This window comes from Rhodococcus sp. 06-418-5, from assembly GCF_002258285.1.
Classification (GTDB): domain Bacteria; phylum Actinomycetota; class Actinomycetes; order Mycobacteriales; family Mycobacteriaceae; genus Rhodococcoides.
The window spans coordinates 328,711-342,732 of the sequence record NZ_NOYE01000008.1; the positions used below are offsets into that span (position 1 = coordinate 328,711).

The following is a 14,022-nucleotide window of genomic DNA, read 5'->3' on the forward strand; positions in this document are numbered from 1 at the left end:
CGTTCTGTCGATGATTCATCATGTGCAGGTCGCGTGTCCGGCGGGCGGCGAGGATCTCGAGCGGGCGTTCTTCTCAGGAGCCTTGGGCTGGGAGGAGGTCCCGAAGCCGCCGTTGTTGGCCGTTCGCGGGGGCTGTTGGTTCCGGGTGCCGGGTGTGGGTGGTCCCGACGGTGAGTTGCATGTCGGCGTCGACGACGACTTTCGTCCGGCAGTGAAGGCGCACCCGGCTTTCGTTGCCGACGTCGAAGCAACCGCTGCGGCGTTGACGTCTGCCGGCTACCCGGTGAATTGGGCCGACCCCGAGGAGATCCAGGGTCGACGACGGTTCCATACCCGCGACGGAGTGGGCAATCGAATCGAATTCGTGGCAGCTCGATAGTTGTCGAGTGTCATCGCTACGCGGGAGAGTCGCTGTGCCGACTTCTCCGGGTGCATCGCTCGTGTATCGAGAGCCATGCATTCGCCGAAGAACGCAGCAGTGGCGGTAGGCCGTAGCATCGTGGACGATCGATTCCATGCTGAGTTGGGATGATCGAATGGCCGAATTCTGGAGCGCCGCGGACGACACAGATCCCGTTGGTATGAGGATTCAAATCGACCAATTGCTCTCCCCTGGAGCGTGTTCCGACGCACGTGCATCGTTCGAGCGAGCTTCCGTCGAAGACTTCCTGGGCAACGAATCCGCGGCCGTCCCGCTGTACGAGGCGTCGTTGTCCCAGGGACTCGATGTCGACAGAGAGAACCAGGCTCGGATTCAACTGGCGAGCTCGCTGCGCAACGTGGGCAGACAGGACGACGCGTTGGGAGTGCTCCTCGAGTTCGAGTTCTCCACCGAATACTTGCCTGCGCGAGATGCATTCGTGGCACTCGCACTGTGGGACAAGGGAGACGGTGTGCAGGCTTTGCGGAACGCATTGCATGCCGCAGACCCGGGCCTGGGGAGATACCGTCGAGCAATCGGGGCCTACGCGTCGGAGTTGTTCGATCACAGACACCCGTGAGCTCGGACCGGAACAACCGCGTCGTCGACGGCGTTCCCCGTTGAAATCGTGAACACTGTTTTCGACGACCGAGGGAAATCCATGACCGGTAGCTCCAACGATCCACATGTGCTCCTCGAGCAGAGCCGAATCGGCGTGCTCGCCACCATCAAGGCCAGCGGAATACCGCAGCTCTCGCCGGTGACGCCGTTCTACGACCGAGCAGCCGGCACCATCACGATCTCGGTCACCGAAGGACGAGCGAAAACGGCCAACTTGCGTCGAGACCCTCGCGCCGCACTCGAAGTGACCAGTCCCGACGGTAGGGCATGGGCGACGGCGGAGGGCACCGTCACCCTCACCGGTCCGGGATCGTCACCGAACAGCCCCGAAGTCGAGGCACTGGTCGACTACTACCGCGCTGCGGCCGGTGAGCACCCTGATTGGAACGAATACCGAGCAGTCATGGTCGCCGACCGACGAGTTCTGGTAACTATCTCGGTGACCCACGTCTACGGCCAATCGATGGCCTGACACCCCTCCCCGTCCACTCGACGTGACATTGACTGCCCGAAAGGCCACCGAATGTCACATTGTTTGCGCGGAATAACGTCGGTCAGGTGATCTGATAGATGTCCAGTTCGATCGAGTTCGGCAGTCGTCTGCCGGATCCGAGAAACAGTCGTTCGTTCATCCATGCGAGGCGGCTTGCGGCGGAGGACAGGCGCGGCTGGCTTCGGAAGTAGACGCGATCGGCGGGCACATCTTCGCCGCGGACAAGTGCGTCGATGTCCTCTTCGGCACCACTTCGTATGCCCATGTTGTGTACGGCGACTCGTTCGCCCGCATCGGTCTCGAGGGCGTATCGGGCGTCCAGTTCTGTGAGTGTGGGTGTGCGGAGAATCTGGTGATCCGCTCCGCCGGGCAGGACTCGGCCGCGCAGTAGGGGGCCCTCGACGGTCCCGCCGAGGATCGGCACAATTCGGCGGTGACCATCGACCACCTCGCCCAAGTCGATCGGTTCGCCCACGGTTACCGACAGATGTGCGACGAAGATCAGCTCGGGGCCCACGTCAGTTCGTTCGGTCGGCGAATCCGTCGGGCAGATCGCTGGGCGCGACCGACACGATGGTCTCGTCGTCGATGCCGACGTGCTCGAACAGAGTGATTCGGGCGAATTCGGGGACCACGTAAATGGGGTAGGTCGGTCCGGCATCACGGTAGGCGCGCATCTCGTCGAGATGGTCATTTTGGTACAGAACAGTTTTCGTACCGTCCAGCTCGATCCACTGAGGGAAGAAGATCGTGCCGTGCAGACGCCGCTTGCAGGGAATGACGTTGACGACGACGGATGTTCCGGTGGGCTCGTTCCATGAGATCTTGTAGACGTCGTCATCGAGTTGGACCAGATCGACTTCCTGGTCCTTGACCCATCGACCACCGACCATGCCGGTGTGGATGCGGTAGTCGATCGTCGTAGCGTTCTTGACGTACATCTCGTACTGCCAGCCGTTCGCGTACGTGTAGATGAAGCGGTGCCCGACGATGCCGCTGAGGTCCTGATTCGGGACCGGATTCTGAACCGAGGTCTCTATATCCATAAGGACATTTTGTCACAAAACTATGTTTGCGGCAAAACTACATGTGCGATCATCGAACGATGCACTCCTCCGCAATCGAACTCGGGCGACAACTGGGGCCGCTGCGACGCTCGCTGCTCCGCGCGACCCGCGAGGCCGCGGACTTGCCTGACCTCCCCGACTCGCACGTCGAGGTGATGAGGGCGCTGGTCGACAAGCCGTCGATGAGCCCCGGCGTCCTTGCGGCACATCTGAACCTCGCTCGCTCCACCGTGAGCAACCTGATCAAGGCAATGGTCGACGCGGGTCTCGTCGAACGATCGATCTCGTCGAACGACCTCCGGGGAGCGACCCTGACGGCGTCGACCAAGGCCCTCCGCCTCCTCACCGAATACGACGCAGTCAGCTCGCAGGTCCTTTCCGACGCACTCGACGAGCTGACCGTGGACAGCCGTCGAGCACTCTCTGCGGCAATCCCTGCTCTGGCCGACATCACGGAAATCCTGTCTCGTCGATCGTCCTGAACGTTTCGCCCAGTCGACCGCAGTCCACTCGATGTGACATTGACTGCCGAAAAGTCCACTGAATGTCACATCGAGTGTCTACCGGGAACGCCGTCGGCGGAGTCAGGCAACAGTGTTCATGTCGCGAACCAATCGAGGAGTGCGCAGCTGACGAACAGTCGACAGCCAATGGCGTACGGGATAGGAAAGCCGGACGACGAAGTAGTTGACGAACTCGATGACTCCGAAGAGCCATACCGCGACGACGGCGAGAGCCGCACCGATCCCGGCGGGAAGCCATACGATGATGCCCACCAACCCGGCAGCGAGCAACGCGACGTCGACGATTCGACACACCCGGTAGGTCCCGCGTAGGAAGACGGGCATCGGGTGGTTTTCGACCCAGGAACGCGCCAGCAGCCAGTAGACCCCCGCTTGTACGAGCACGACGAGCAACGGAACAAGGGCGGACCACAACGCGAGACGGTCTTGTCGGTCGTCGAGCCGCGGTATCGCCATGGTGAGGGCAAGCGTCAGGAAGACTACGGCTGCGACCAGCTCGCCGATCCCCAGCGACAGATATCGCCGACGCAACCCCTCTCGTCGGCAGGCCAACATGTCGTCAGACTACCGATCACGACGGCCGAGACCGATCGGCCGTGCGCTGGGCTCCCTCCAGCAGTCCACTCGATGTGACATTGACCCCCGAAAAGGCCACTGAACGTCACATTGAGTGGTCAAACGGGGGCAGCGCCGGGAGGGGAGGAGATGAGGACGGCTATGGATTTCGTTGGATGGGGAGCCATAGTTCTCCCGCTCCCGAGGACCAGTCGGGGGAGGCTTCGGTGACGGTCAGGATTTCCGGTCCCGGGATTGTTTCGTAGGGGTTGGAGGGGAACCATTCGCTGAAGGCGTCGGCCCAGAGTTGTTGGAGTGCGGGGGCGAGTGCGGTGTTGCTGCTCGTCTCGAATACCGCCCAGGTCGATGCGGGCACGGCGAGGGTGTCCCAGTCGGGTGTTCCGGCCGACGTGCTTGCAACTGCGAAGTAGTAGTCGAAGAGACTGCCGTCCTCGCGTTCGGGTTCGAAGCCGTCGCTGACGAAGAGAATGTCGGGGAGTTCGGGCAGGTCGGCAAGTAAGCGCAGTTCGTCGCCGGTTCCGGGGGCCAGGTTTCGGTGGAATTCGGTCATGGCGGTGTTCTCGCCGTGAAATCGGAGTGGGATTCGGGTGGTTTTGCCGACGATGTGGAATGCGGGCAGGTCGGTGATGCGGTATCGCATGGTGCTTCGTCCTTCGATGGTCAGGTGAAATGTCACTGCTTGTCTGGAACGAAGGATGGCTCCGGGGCGGCGTGCTCGAGATGGTGTGATGCCGTGCAGGTCTCGGAAGGCGCGGGTGAACGCGTCCGCGGTGTATCCGTATTTGGTCGCCACGTCGAGTACGCCCTGTCCGTCGAGAATGTCGGCTGCTGCCAGCGTCATTCGGCGTTGTCGGATGTAGTGCGACAGTGGTAGTCCGGCGAGCGCCGAGAACACGCGTCGAAAGTGATATTCCGATGTGAGGGTGATCCGAGCGAGTTCGGTCGGATCGATCTCGCGGTCGAGGTTCTTCTCGATGTAGTCGAGTGCTGCGTTCCATCGTTCGAGCATGTGCCGGTGACCTTCCTTCGTTCTGCCCGAAACGATAGGAGCACTGGACCGATGGAGTCTCGACTTTCGGTGCCGCGAAAGGTCGGATTCAGATCATGCGCAGGTGCCGCTGCTTTCGATGAGAGCGCAACCGGCCGAGTTCGTCCAGCGCAGAACGAGATTGCGCATCGACAGGCCGGTAGACGATCAAACGTAGATCAGGGTCGCCGAGTGGAGTGAGGACATCGAACGTCACGGTCACCGGTCCGACGAGCGGATGTCGCATCGGTTTGTCACCGCGGCTGCGCACCGACACTTCACGGGACTGCCAGTAGCGGGCGAATTCTGCGCTGCCTCGTTCGAGTTCGTCGATCGAGGCGGCGAGCTCCTGGTCGTGAGAGTGGTTCACCCATGCGGCACGCAGGTCTGCCACCGCGCCTCGGACGACGTCGTCGCGTGCCTCGTAGAATCCGTCGAATCGTCTGTCCAGGAAACACATTCGTAGAACATTGCGCTCCGACACCGGGCGTTCGTCGATGTCGAGGAGGAGTGCGGCCATGGTGTCGTTCGCGGCGAGGATGTCGAGTCGGTGGTTGAGTACCATCGCCGGCAGCGGACCGATGTCGTCGATCAACGCTCGGATGCCGTCGGGCACCTGCTGGACGGCGGGTCGGTCGGGTGCGCGATGGCCGGCGAGCGTGAACAGGTAGCCCGTCTGATCAGCAGACAACTTCAGCGCATTCGACAGTGACTGCACCACTTGGGCGGACGGCCTGACATCACGTGCCTGTTCGAGACAAACGAGGTAATCCACGCTCACACCGGCCAACGCAGCGACCTCCTCACGCCGCAGACCGGGCGTACGTGATGCCCCTATCCGAGGTGGTAGACCGACGTCCGACGGGATCAGCGCCTCGCGCCTGGCGCGCAGAAATGCCGCCAGTTCGTCTCGACCCAGGTGCCCGCTCACCCGATCCACGGTAGGGCACTCGGGCGCGATCGGCCTGGTACCGCTCTTCCCAGGATGATCTGGTCCTTTCCGTTCCCCCTCGGTTCCAGGACGGTGAGTGGGACCGGACACGAAGGAGACATGACCGATGACACGTTTGGACGACTACCGACTGCTGGGCCGCTCCGGTCTGCGAGTTTCACCGCTGTCGCTGGGAACCATGACATTCGGCGATGCGTGGGGTTGGGGTGCTGACGAGGAAAACTCGAGGAAAATCTTCGACGCCTACCTCGACGCCGGCGGAAACATGGTCGACACCGCCAACATCTACACCGACGGACAGTCGGAGCGGTACCTGGGTACATTTCTCCGGGGCCGCCGCGATTCGGTCGTCGTCGCGACGAAATACGCGGCGACGCGTGATCCGTCGGATCCGAACGCAGGTGGGGGCGGTAGAAAGAGTCTCCGCGGGTCCGTCGAAGCAAGCCTGAGGAATCTCGGTACCGACTACATCGACCTGCTGTATGTGCACGCGTGGGACCGTATGACGCCGAGTGACGAGATCATCGCTTCGCTCGGTGAGCTGGTCCGTTCGGGAAAGGTTCTGTACATAGGAATTTCGGACACACCGGCATGGGAAGTCGCGCGAATGCAGACCACCGCGGAATTGCGCGGGTGGCCGCCGTTCGCGGCACTTCAGGTGGAGTACAGCTTGATCGAGAGAACAACCGAGCGGGAATTGTTGCCGATGGCAGCGAGTTTGGGCCTCGGTGTGATTCCTTGGGCTCCCCTCGGCGGTGGCGTGTTGACGGGCAAATACTCTGCCGCAGACCTTGCGACGGCGGGCTCGGACAGCCCAGTGGGAACCCGTCGCGATCACGCCAAGGCGAACGGCACGCTGACCACGCGGGGGCTCGCAGTCGCGGACGCCGTCGTCGGTGTCGCACGCGAACTCGGGGCGTCCGCGGCTCAGGTGGCGCTGGCATGGACGCTCAGGCATCCGTCGGTCGTCAGCTCGCTGATCGGCGCGCGTACTCCGGAACAGTTGCAGGAGAACATCTCTGCGCTCGATGTCACCCTCGACGACTCCCACCTCGATGCGCTGCACGCAGCCAGCGTTATCGACCTGGGGTTTCCGCACGAATTCCTGATGCGACCGATGGTGAGCGGCGTCACCACCGGCCGCACCTCGGTTCGGCCCCGTCCCATCAGGACCTGGTGAACCGGAGAATCCTTACGTCGGAGGACATCGAAAGATCATGGGATCACCGTCGTCGACGAGTGTGAACCCGGCACGCTCGAGCACCCGACGTGAGGCACTGTTGGCCGGATACACCTGCGCCGCCATCGGGAGACCATCCGTGTGATCCCGCGCGAGGTCGATCAGTTCGCCGCCGTAGCCACGACCCCATTGGGTCGGATGCACCCAGTACCCGACTTCGATGTGATCCGACCGTCGAGTCAGGCTGAGCAAGCCGACGGGGTGTCGATCCTCGGCGGTGCCGATGAACCACCTCGGCACGTCCGGCGTTCGGGTGTCCTCGGCGTTCAGGGCACATGAGAAACGACCATCGAAATAGTCTCTACTCCAGGGTTTTCCATCACCGACCGATCGGACGACCTCCGGGTCCGACGCCATCGAGAAGAGAAAATCGGCGTCGGACGGGACAGCAGCGCGCAGCTTCAGTCGAGTCACAACTCGTGGACTTGCGAAGTCATCTCTCCGCCGACATCCCCGGTGTTGACGGTGCCCGCCCTCTCGAACAGCAGCGCCGACACCTCCTCGACGGCCTTGGGACAGTGCTCGACGCCTGCCGGGACGACGAAGACATCACCAGGTCCGAGAACGACGTCCCGGTCGCGCAGCTGGATGATCAGTTCCCCACTGTGGACGAAGAACATCTCGTCGGTGTCCGGGTGTGTGTGCCAGACGAATTCGCCGAGCAGCTTGACGACCTTCACGTCGTAGTCGTCGACGCTGACGAGTCGGTGAGGCTGCCAGGGCTTGTCGATCTTGTTCAGTGCGTCGTCGACATTGCGTTTGTTGCTGTCGGCACTGTCGCGGTCGATGCTCACAGGGCTGCCCTTCGTCGTCGATCGAGTCGGCTCGGTGAAATTCTACCTGCGTCGTGACCCGGCGACGGTCCGCACGGATCGCTGCGAACGAGCTCACCCCGCCCGACACTTTCCCGGACGGGACCACGGTGAACAACCCGATACATCTGCTGCGCAACACGTTTGATCTCGAATCGGTCGGCATCCGATCCGGCGGTCGCAGCGACGGTCGGACGCTCGAGAACAGACGAAGAGCAGTAGGCTGCTGGTGACCTGAACACGGTATCGGCACGAACAGTCGGCCGTCATCGAATTGTCGCAAGGAGGACCGGCCGCATGAATCTCGCCGACTACGACGTCCTGAGCTTCGATTGCTACGGAACGCTGATCGATTGGGAAGCGGGCATTCTCGAGGTGCTCAGACCATGGGCGCAGCAGGCCGGTTCGCCGCTGTCCGACGACGAGCTTCTCGAGATGCACGGCGTCAACGAATCTCAGGCGCAGCGGGATTCACCCTCTGCGCTGTACCCGCGGATACTCGCCGATGCTTTCGCGCAGACCGGGCGCGCATTGGGAATACCTGTATCGGCCGAGTGGGCGGACAAGCTCGGGGCCTCCGTTTCGGACTGGCCGGCATTCGAGGACTCCGCCGACGCCTTGGCGTCCCTCGGTGAGAGCTACAAGCTCGTCATACTGTCCAATGTGCACCGCGACGGTTTCGCAGGTAGCAACCGCCGGCTCGGCGTGCAGTTCGATGCCATCGTGACCGCGGAGGACGTCAAGGCCTACAAACCGGCCGACAACCACTTCGACGCGCTCGATGGAGTCCTCGAGACGCTGGGTGTTCCACGATCACGGCTACTCCATGTTGCACAGAGCCCGTTCCACGATCACGTACCGGCGAAACGGCACGGCATCGCCTCGGTGTGGATCGATCGGCGACACGATCGCCCCGGATGGGGCGCAACACCGGAGCCGTCCGAGCAATACAGCGTCGACATGAAATTCCCGAGCATGGCCGCATTCGCAGCAGCGGCCCGCGAGGCCCGCTCGAATGCGTAAGGTCTGCGCTTCGATCGGGTTCTCACTCGGTCTCTTGGCGTCTATCGGTATCGTCCTGTGGACGGGCGCACCGCGTCGAGTGAATTACGCGTTCGTCGGCGATGATTCGCAGTACTCGGAGTTCCTGGGTATGCCCGGGCTCATGGCCGCCCTTGTCGTCGGTTTGCCGGTTCTGGGTGCAGTCCTCGGCTTCGTTGTCGGCGCGCTGATGTCGAGGGCGCGAGGGTAACCCGGATCCCGTGCGAGGTGGCCCGCACCGCCTGATCGTCACCAATGCCAGGCGTTGCCTCCGACGTTCTCGATCGTTCGTTGCAGGACCTCGATGGTGGTCACGAAGTCGGCCTCACTGATGCCCCTCATGCGCTCCTCCTGCAGCAAGTTCTGGAGATCGGCTGCGCGCCGGAACACGTCGCGACCGTCCGGGGTGAACGTCAGACGTGAATTCGATTCCACGATCCAACCTTTGTACTCCGCGGAGTCGATGGCCTCGACGATGACCTCCGGGGTGTCGTTGTGACCGATCTTCTCGATCGTCTCGGCGCGATCGGCTCCCGCGGGATGCAGCGAGATCTGATGTAGGAGCCACCATTCGGGTTGTGTGACGCCTATGTCGTGCAGCGCGCCGCGGGTCCGCGCTCTAATGGCTTCCCCGGCTCGCGCGGTCCAGAACCCGATGGGCTGTCGCTCTGGCGGCTGCATCGGTCTGCTGGTTGTCGTTGTCATGAGGCTGACCCTAAAACCTGAACCGAGCTTGAGGTCAAGTGGCCCGTGGGTCGATGTTCAGGACTACACGAACGAGTCCGTACTTCAGCACGCCGGTAGTTCTCGGCCACAAGTTCACCCGGCCACTCCGCTCGGCCCGGGCTGCATGGTCGCGCCCTGAAGCCTTATTCGTCGGTGCGCAGTTGGTCGACCAGTGCGAAGAGTCGGCCCAGGTAGTCGCTGTGGAAGACCTCCGTCGCGCGGATTTTGGCGTCTCCGTCGAGACCGAATTGAAGATTGACGAGTTCGACCCCGATGGCGACGCGTCGAGCATCGAGTTGCTCGAGTTCGGCGGCGAGAGCGTCGACCTTGGCAACCGGAGACAGTTCGTCAGTCATCCCAGAATCGTAGAGGTCAGCCGACGGCGGCGAGGAACTCGCTGTAGAACAACCCGAGCCCCAGTGCCGACGCGATGGCAGCGAACAGCCACAGTCGGATGATGACCGTCGTTTCCGCCCAGCCGGCCAGCTCGAAATGGTGGTGGATGGGTGCCATGCGGAACGGTCGCTTTCCGGTGCTCTTGAACGACGCGACCTGGATGACGACGGAGGCACTCTCGGCGACGAACAGGGCTCCGAAGACGAGGGCGATCAGTTCGGTCTTGCTCACGATCGACAGGCCTGCGAGCAGTCCGCCGAGGGCGAGTGAGCCGGTGTCGCCCATGAAGATCTTCGCCGGAGCTGCGTTCCACCAGAGGAATCCGATGCAGGCACCCGCGGCAGCCGCGCAGACGACGGCGAGGTCGAGTGGATCGCGCACCTGGTAGCACCCGGCCACGGAGTTGGTTGCGCAGGATTGCCGGTACTGCCAGAACGTCATCACCGTGTACGCGCCGAGGACGAGTGTCATCGATCCTGCGGCCAAGCCGTCGAGACCGTCGGTGAGGTTGACCGCATTGGACCAGGCGACGACCAGGAAGACACAGAACAGCACGAAGACGATCGGGGCCATGGTGAAGAACGTGGACTGGCGTACCAGCGACAGTTCGACATTGCCCGGAGTCAGCCCGTTCCCATTGCGGAACTGCAGAGCCAGCACGGCGAAGATCACCGCTGCACTGATCTGCCCGACGTACTTGCCGGTCGCCTTGAGTCCGAGGCTCCGCTTCATGCGGAGCTTGATGTAGTCGTCTAGGAATCCGACGATTCCGAGTGCCGTCGCAAGAGCGAGTATCAACAGCGCCGAAGCCGACGGTCCGTCACCGCCCATCGTCACCAGGTGGGAGCCGAGGTAACCGGCCCACAGGCCGACGATGATCGCGACGCCGCCCATCGTCGGCGTTCCTCGCTTGGCGTGGTGACTTGCCGGACCCTCGACACGGATCTCCTGGCCGAATCCCTGCCGGGTGAACAGCGCGATGAGAAATGGAGTCAACAGAATCGAGACCGCCAACGCGATTCCACCGGCGATGAGAATGTTGATCATGCGTTGAAGCCCACTCTTCCTCTGTGCTGCTGTTCCTCACCGAGATGCTCGTCGAGCACCGCGGGATACTGTGCCAAACGAATCCGCAAAAGTCGCATTGCGTGACGAAGGCGTTACTCAGGGTTGGTAGGCGCTCGGCGGCATTCCGACCAGTTCGGTGAACTCCCGAGTGAAGTGAGCCTGGTCGAACCAGCCGTATCGCGCGGCCAGGTCTGCCAGCGGACCCGAGTAGCCGTTGTCGAGCTCACTGACAGCGTCGTGAATCCGATACCGCCCGAGCACCCACTTGGGCGTCGCACCGACGTAGCGCTCGAACAGCCGTTGCAATCGACGAGTGCCGATTGCGCACCGCTGTTCCACCTGTGCGACGCGAACCAGCGTCCGGTCGCGCAGCATCGTCGTGATGATGTCCAGGACGGTCCGGTACTCCGGTTCCACGTCACGGGCATAGGGCGCGAGAACCGAGTCGACGACGGTTCGGCAGTGGTCGGCATTGAGATGTCCTCCCAGCTCGGCCAGTGCAGCAACGGTCTCGGCTCGGAACGGGGTCGGCGGCGCGACCGAGACGTCGCGCAGATTTCGGGCCACGGTTCCGGTGAAACTCGCGTAGCCGCCGGGACGGAACTTGACCCCGAAAACCCAACCGGATTCGGCGAGCACGACGTCGAAGCGACGGGTGAGCACGCCCGTCACGACCACCGGTTCGACGACGCCTTCCCGGGTCCAGCCGTGCTCGACGCTCAACGTGCAGGCCGGGTGTGGGAGCGTCGAGCTGCGATACGAGATGTCCGACGGCAGATCCCATCGCAGCTGCCAGTAGTTCTCGACCCACGGTTCCAACGCCGCTGCACACGGCAGCCTTGTCAGATCGACATACCGAGCCAGCTGATCCGGCCGCAGGACGCCGGACTGGGTGGCTGTCGCGTTTTTCCTATCCGGCACGCGCGTCAGTGTAGGAGCCTGGTCCGACACGAAAAGGAGAACACCATGACCCAGACACCCGTTGCCACGCTGAAGATGGTCACCCTGGACTGTGCCGACCCTACGGCCAGCGCGGAATTCTGGTCGTCGTTGCTGGGCTGGAGCGTTGTGCACGCGGAGCAGGACTACGCGATGCTGCAGGGTCCGAGCAGCGCGCTCGGATTCGGTCGCGTCGACGATTACCAACCGCCGTCGTGGCCCAACGCCAACGGCAGCAAGCAGTTTCACTTCGATCTGGCGGTCGATGACCTCGATGTCGCGGCGTCGGCTGCGGTGGAGCTGGGTGCGACGCTGCCCGAGGACCAGCCGGGCGATACCTGGCGGGTGCTGCTGGATCCGGCCGGGCATCCGTTCTGTCTGACCAATGCCGCGAACTGGGGCTGACACGGCTAGCCTTGTCGTCGTGAAACCACGTCTGGCAGGAATCGAGATCGTCGTCGCCGATATGGCCGCAGCTCTGGCGTTCTATCGCGTTCTGGGACTGGACATTCCGGCCGACGCCGATGCCGAGCAGCACGTAGAGGTCGACCTCGGCGGCGTCAGGTTGCTGTTCGACCTGCCGTCCACCATCACGTCGTTCGATCCGACGTGGACGCCGCCCAGCGGGGGCCACCGCGTCGCGCTCGCGTTCGATTGCGGTTCCGCCGCCGGAGTGGACGCGGCGTGGGCAGCGGTGACCGAGGCGGGGTACACCGGACACCTGCAGCCGTGGGATGCGTTCTGGGGGCAGCGTTATGCCGTCGTACACGATCCCGACGGCACCACCGTCGATCTGTACGCGAACCTCTGAGGCGTCAGCTCGACGGAGCGATGATCTGAATCAGGTTGCCGCAGGTGTCGTCGAACACCGCAGTGATCACCGGGCCCATCTCGGTGGGCTGCTGAGTGAACCGAACGCCCAGGCCGATGAGCCGATCGTATTCTGCTGCAACACTGTCCACCGCGAACTGTGTGAACGGGATGCCGTCCGCGAACAGTGCGTCCTTGAACGGTGCGGTTGCGGGATGACCGCTGGGCTCGAGCAGCAACTCGGTGCCTTCAGGATCCTGCGGCGAGACGACCGTGAGCCAACGATCGGGGCCACCCATTGCTACGTCGTGCTTGACGACGAATCCCAGTACCTCGGTGTAGAACGTCAGCGCTTTGCTCTGATCGTCGACGAAGACGCTGGTGATGTTGATTCTCATGCCGGTCCCTCACCTCTCGGCCCGCCGGCCAGTTCGACTGCGACGTCGAGGTGGCCGAGGTGACGGGCGTATTCCTGGAGTACATGGAAGCAGATCCAGATCAGAGTCGGCCGCTCATCGGTGAATCTTCCACCGAGAGTTGCCAATTCGTCCATCCGATGTGTGCTCAGTACTTCTTCGGTGAGCCGGGCACCGTCGTCGAGCCTGGTCAGCAGGGTCTCGGCGTCCCCTTCGGCCGGCACATGCCAGGAGCCGTCTTTCTCGTCACCCCACGGCGCGTCGACTGCCCTGCCGAGAAATCCCCAGACGAACCAGCGCTGCTCCATGTGCACCAGATGGGTCAGCATTTGCACAGGGGTCCACTCGGACGGGACGGTTGTACTGGTCAGGGCATCGCTGCTCAGTGCAGTGATGCGCCGAACCAACTCGCCGCGATAGAAGCGCAGATAATCGCGAAACAGGTCGGCGGGATCGGAGAGGGCGGAGTTCGGTTCGGGAAACGTCGTCAGCTTGGCCATGGCTTCTCTAGTTGTCGGCTCATTCGCTCTTGCGCTGTTCGCGGGCGATGCGACGCTGCTCCTCGGCGCGGGCGCGGCAGCGGCGTAGGAACTCCTCGTCGCTTTCCTGCGACTGGGCGACGGCCCGTCCGGGTCTTGCGTCGTACTCGGGATAGGCCGACGCAGTACGCGGTGCACCGCTGCCACCCCAGATGCCGCCGTTCTCGGGCCGACCGACGATGAGCCACGCAATGGACCCGGCGAGTGGCAGAACGATGACGAGCAGCAGCCAGACGATCTTCGGGAGGTGCCGGATTCTCGAATCGTCGGCGGTGATGACGTCGATCAAACAGAAGATCGACAGCAGCATGATCAGCAGGCCGAGGTACGGCACGGAGAATCCTCCAGTCTTTT

At 62.9% G+C, this 14,022-nt stretch carries 23 protein-coding genes; 9 read left to right on the forward strand and 14 right to left on the reverse strand.

What is annotated here, in order from left to right:
- The first annotated feature begins 10 nt into the window (after positions 1 to 10).
- From CH274_RS03270 to CH274_RS03280, 3 genes are all read left to right on the forward strand, one after another.
- On the forward strand, positions 11 to 379 hold the full coding sequence (locus CH274_RS03270) for a glyoxalase (RefSeq protein WP_094656705.1): 369 nt from the start codon (positions 11 to 13) through the stop codon (positions 377 to 379).
- Positions 380 to 581: 202 nt separating this feature from the next.
- Positions 582 to 1,001: a tetratricopeptide repeat protein gene (locus tag CH274_RS03275; RefSeq protein ID WP_218829190.1), complete on the forward strand. Its 420-nt coding sequence runs from the start codon at positions 582 to 584 to the stop codon at positions 999 to 1,001.
- Positions 1,002 to 1,082: 81 nt separating this feature from the next.
- Complete coding sequence (locus CH274_RS03280; RefSeq protein ID WP_094656706.1) at positions 1,083 to 1,514, forward strand: PPOX class F420-dependent oxidoreductase; 432 nt, start codon at positions 1,083 to 1,085, stop codon at positions 1,512 to 1,514.
- A gap of 82 nt (positions 1,515 to 1,596) precedes the next feature.
- On the opposite strand, the gene CH274_RS03285 is transcribed toward CH274_RS03280, so the two are convergent.
- Positions 1,597 to 2,052 (reverse strand): DUF3237 domain-containing protein, encoded by a 456-nt coding sequence (locus CH274_RS03285; RefSeq protein WP_094656707.1) that lies wholly within the window; start codon positions 2,050 to 2,052, stop codon positions 1,597 to 1,599.
- Position 2,053: 1 nt separating this feature from the next.
- Positions 2,054 to 2,581, reverse strand: a complete 528-nt coding sequence (locus CH274_RS03290; protein ID WP_094656708.1) for a phenolic acid decarboxylase — start codon at positions 2,579 to 2,581, stop codon at positions 2,054 to 2,056.
- 59 nt (positions 2,582 to 2,640) lie between these two features.
- Between CH274_RS03290 and CH274_RS03295 the strand changes: the two genes are divergently transcribed.
- Positions 2,641 to 3,084 carry a MarR family winged helix-turn-helix transcriptional regulator gene (locus tag CH274_RS03295; RefSeq protein WP_218829191.1) on the forward strand — a complete coding sequence of 148 codons (444 nt, stop codon included), beginning with the start codon at positions 2,641 to 2,643 and terminating at the stop codon, positions 3,082 to 3,084.
- A 102-nt stretch (positions 3,085 to 3,186) separates the two neighbouring features.
- Here CH274_RS03295 and CH274_RS03300 read toward each other — a convergent pair whose 3' ends face one another.
- The 3 genes from CH274_RS03300 to CH274_RS03310 form a co-directional block, all read right to left on the reverse strand.
- A complete protein-coding gene (locus tag CH274_RS03300) occupies positions 3,187 to 3,681 on the reverse strand; it encodes a hypothetical protein (protein ID WP_094656710.1) in 495 nt (164 codons plus the stop codon).
- Positions 3,682 to 3,841: 160 nt separating this feature from the next.
- Positions 3,842 to 4,711 (reverse strand): AraC family transcriptional regulator, encoded by an 870-nt coding sequence (locus CH274_RS03305; RefSeq protein ID WP_094656711.1) that lies wholly within the window; start codon positions 4,709 to 4,711, stop codon positions 3,842 to 3,844.
- A gap of 88 nt (positions 4,712 to 4,799) precedes the next feature.
- Positions 4,800 to 5,660: a helix-turn-helix transcriptional regulator gene (locus CH274_RS03310; protein ID WP_094656804.1), complete on the reverse strand. Its 861-nt coding sequence runs from the start codon at positions 5,658 to 5,660 to the stop codon at positions 4,800 to 4,802.
- A 127-nt stretch (positions 5,661 to 5,787) separates the two neighbouring features.
- Between CH274_RS03310 and CH274_RS03315 the strand changes: the two genes are divergently transcribed.
- Positions 5,788 to 6,861, forward strand: a complete 1,074-nt coding sequence (locus CH274_RS03315; protein WP_094656712.1) for an aldo/keto reductase — start codon at positions 5,788 to 5,790, stop codon at positions 6,859 to 6,861.
- Positions 6,862 to 6,873: 12 nt separating this feature from the next.
- Here the strand turns inward: CH274_RS03315 and CH274_RS03320 are convergent, their stop codons facing one another.
- Both CH274_RS03320 and CH274_RS03325 read right to left on the reverse strand, forming a co-directional pair.
- Entirely contained in the window at positions 6,874 to 7,335 is a 462-nt protein-coding gene (locus CH274_RS03320) for a GNAT family N-acetyltransferase (protein WP_179275624.1), read from the reverse strand.
- On the reverse strand, positions 7,332 to 7,661 hold the full coding sequence (locus CH274_RS03325) for a cupin domain-containing protein (protein ID WP_218829194.1): 330 nt from the start codon (positions 7,659 to 7,661) through the stop codon (positions 7,332 to 7,334). The genes CH274_RS03320 and CH274_RS03325 overlap by 4 nt, the downstream gene beginning before the upstream one ends.
- A gap of 369 nt (positions 7,662 to 8,030) precedes the next feature.
- Here CH274_RS03325 and CH274_RS03335 point away from each other — a divergent pair, with 369 nt between their 5' ends.
- The gene (locus CH274_RS03335; RefSeq protein ID WP_094656715.1) at positions 8,031 to 8,756 is read left to right on the forward strand and encodes a haloacid dehalogenase type II; all 726 of its coding nucleotides are present in this window, start codon (positions 8,031 to 8,033) and stop codon (positions 8,754 to 8,756) included.
- Positions 8,757 to 8,790: 34 nt separating this feature from the next.
- A complete protein-coding gene (locus CH274_RS03340) occupies positions 8,791 to 8,985 on the forward strand; it encodes a hypothetical protein (protein ID WP_143546520.1) in 195 nt (64 codons plus the stop codon).
- Positions 8,986 to 9,023: 38 nt separating this feature from the next.
- On the opposite strand, the gene CH274_RS03345 is transcribed toward CH274_RS03340, so the two are convergent.
- The 4 genes from CH274_RS03345 to CH274_RS03360 all read right to left on the reverse strand — a co-directional run bounded on the left by CH274_RS03345 (position 9,024) and on the right by CH274_RS03360 (position 11,885).
- Entirely contained in the window at positions 9,024 to 9,479 is a 456-nt protein-coding gene (locus CH274_RS03345; protein WP_094656717.1) for a MarR family winged helix-turn-helix transcriptional regulator, read from the reverse strand.
- Between the two features lie 164 nt (positions 9,480 to 9,643).
- A complete protein-coding gene (locus CH274_RS03350) occupies positions 9,644 to 9,856 on the reverse strand; it encodes a hypothetical protein (RefSeq protein ID WP_032397043.1) in 213 nt (70 codons plus the stop codon).
- 16 nt (positions 9,857 to 9,872) lie between these two features.
- Positions 9,873 to 10,943: a phospho-N-acetylmuramoyl-pentapeptide-transferase gene (mraY, locus tag CH274_RS03355; protein WP_094656718.1), complete on the reverse strand. Its 1,071-nt coding sequence runs from the start codon at positions 10,941 to 10,943 to the stop codon at positions 9,873 to 9,875.
- 117 nt (positions 10,944 to 11,060) lie between these two features.
- The gene (locus CH274_RS03360) at positions 11,061 to 11,885 is read right to left on the reverse strand and encodes a helix-turn-helix transcriptional regulator (protein WP_254923854.1); all 825 of its coding nucleotides are present in this window, start codon (positions 11,883 to 11,885) and stop codon (positions 11,061 to 11,063) included.
- Between the two features lie 45 nt (positions 11,886 to 11,930).
- Here CH274_RS03360 and CH274_RS03365 point away from each other — a divergent pair, with 45 nt between their 5' ends.
- Together CH274_RS03365 and CH274_RS03370 are read left to right on the forward strand one after the other, a co-directional pair.
- On the forward strand, positions 11,931 to 12,308 hold the full coding sequence (locus tag CH274_RS03365) for a VOC family protein (protein ID WP_094628940.1): 378 nt from the start codon (positions 11,931 to 11,933) through the stop codon (positions 12,306 to 12,308).
- Positions 12,289 to 12,714: a VOC family protein gene (locus tag CH274_RS03370; RefSeq protein ID WP_094628938.1), complete on the forward strand. Its 426-nt coding sequence runs from the start codon at positions 12,289 to 12,291 to the stop codon at positions 12,712 to 12,714. Before CH274_RS03365 ends, CH274_RS03370 begins: the two co-directional genes overlap by 20 nt.
- A 4-nt stretch (positions 12,715 to 12,718) precedes the next feature.
- Here CH274_RS03370 and CH274_RS03375 read toward each other — a convergent pair whose 3' ends face one another.
- The 3 genes from CH274_RS03375 to CH274_RS03385 are packed head-to-tail and all read right to left on the reverse strand — an operon-like array spanning position 12,719 to position 14,002.
- A complete protein-coding gene (locus tag CH274_RS03375) occupies positions 12,719 to 13,111 on the reverse strand; it encodes a VOC family protein (protein ID WP_032397048.1) in 393 nt (130 codons plus the stop codon).
- On the reverse strand, positions 13,108 to 13,629 hold the full coding sequence (locus tag CH274_RS03380) for a mycothiol transferase (protein ID WP_094656719.1): 522 nt from the start codon (positions 13,627 to 13,629) through the stop codon (positions 13,108 to 13,110). The genes CH274_RS03375 and CH274_RS03380 overlap by 4 nt, the downstream gene beginning before the upstream one ends.
- Before the next feature lie 19 nt (positions 13,630 to 13,648).
- Positions 13,649 to 14,002 (reverse strand): PLD nuclease N-terminal domain-containing protein, encoded by a 354-nt coding sequence (locus CH274_RS03385; RefSeq protein ID WP_032397050.1) that lies wholly within the window; start codon positions 14,000 to 14,002, stop codon positions 13,649 to 13,651.
- Between the last annotated feature and the right edge of the window lie 20 nt (positions 14,003 to 14,022).

Bases quoted from the DNA above. Each gene is read 5' to 3' on its own strand.
- CH274_RS03270 (WP_094656705.1), top strand. From the start codon at position 11: ATGATTCATCATGTGCAGGTCGCGTGTCCGGCGGGCGGCGAGGATCTC.
- CH274_RS03275 (WP_218829190.1), top strand. From the start codon at position 582: ATGAGGATTCAAATCGACCAATTGCTCTCCCCTGGAGCGTGTTCCGAC.
- CH274_RS03280 (WP_094656706.1), top strand. From the start codon at position 1,083: ATGACCGGTAGCTCCAACGATCCACATGTGCTCCTCGAGCAGAGCCGA.
- CH274_RS03290 (WP_094656708.1), bottom strand. From the start codon at position 2,581: ATGGATATAGAGACCTCGGTTCAGAATCCGGTCCCGAATCAGGACCTC.
- CH274_RS03295 (WP_218829191.1), top strand. From the start codon at position 2,641: ATGCACTCCTCCGCAATCGAACTCGGGCGACAACTGGGGCCGCTGCGA.
- CH274_RS03300 (WP_094656710.1), bottom strand. From the start codon at position 3,681: ATGTTGGCCTGCCGACGAGAGGGGTTGCGTCGGCGATATCTGTCGCTG.
- CH274_RS03305 (WP_094656711.1), bottom strand. From the start codon at position 4,711: ATGCTCGAACGATGGAACGCAGCACTCGACTACATCGAGAAGAACCTC.
- CH274_RS03315 (WP_094656712.1), top strand. From the start codon at position 5,788: ATGACACGTTTGGACGACTACCGACTGCTGGGCCGCTCCGGTCTGCGA.
- CH274_RS03335 (WP_094656715.1), top strand. From the start codon at position 8,031: ATGAATCTCGCCGACTACGACGTCCTGAGCTTCGATTGCTACGGAACG.
- CH274_RS03345 (WP_094656717.1), bottom strand. From the start codon at position 9,479: ATGACAACGACAACCAGCAGACCGATGCAGCCGCCAGAGCGACAGCCC.
- CH274_RS03350 (WP_032397043.1), bottom strand. From the start codon at position 9,856: ATGACTGACGAACTGTCTCCGGTTGCCAAGGTCGACGCTCTCGCCGCC.
- mraY (WP_094656718.1), bottom strand. From the start codon at position 10,943: ATGATCAACATTCTCATCGCCGGTGGAATCGCGTTGGCGGTCTCGATT.
- CH274_RS03365 (WP_094628940.1), top strand. From the start codon at position 11,931: ATGACCCAGACACCCGTTGCCACGCTGAAGATGGTCACCCTGGACTGT.
- CH274_RS03370 (WP_094628938.1), top strand. From the start codon at position 12,289: ATGCCGCGAACTGGGGCTGACACGGCTAGCCTTGTCGTCGTGAAACCA.
- CH274_RS03375 (WP_032397048.1), bottom strand. From the start codon at position 13,111: ATGAGAATCAACATCACCAGCGTCTTCGTCGACGATCAGAGCAAAGCG.
- CH274_RS03380 (WP_094656719.1), bottom strand. From the start codon at position 13,629: ATGGCCAAGCTGACGACGTTTCCCGAACCGAACTCCGCCCTCTCCGAT.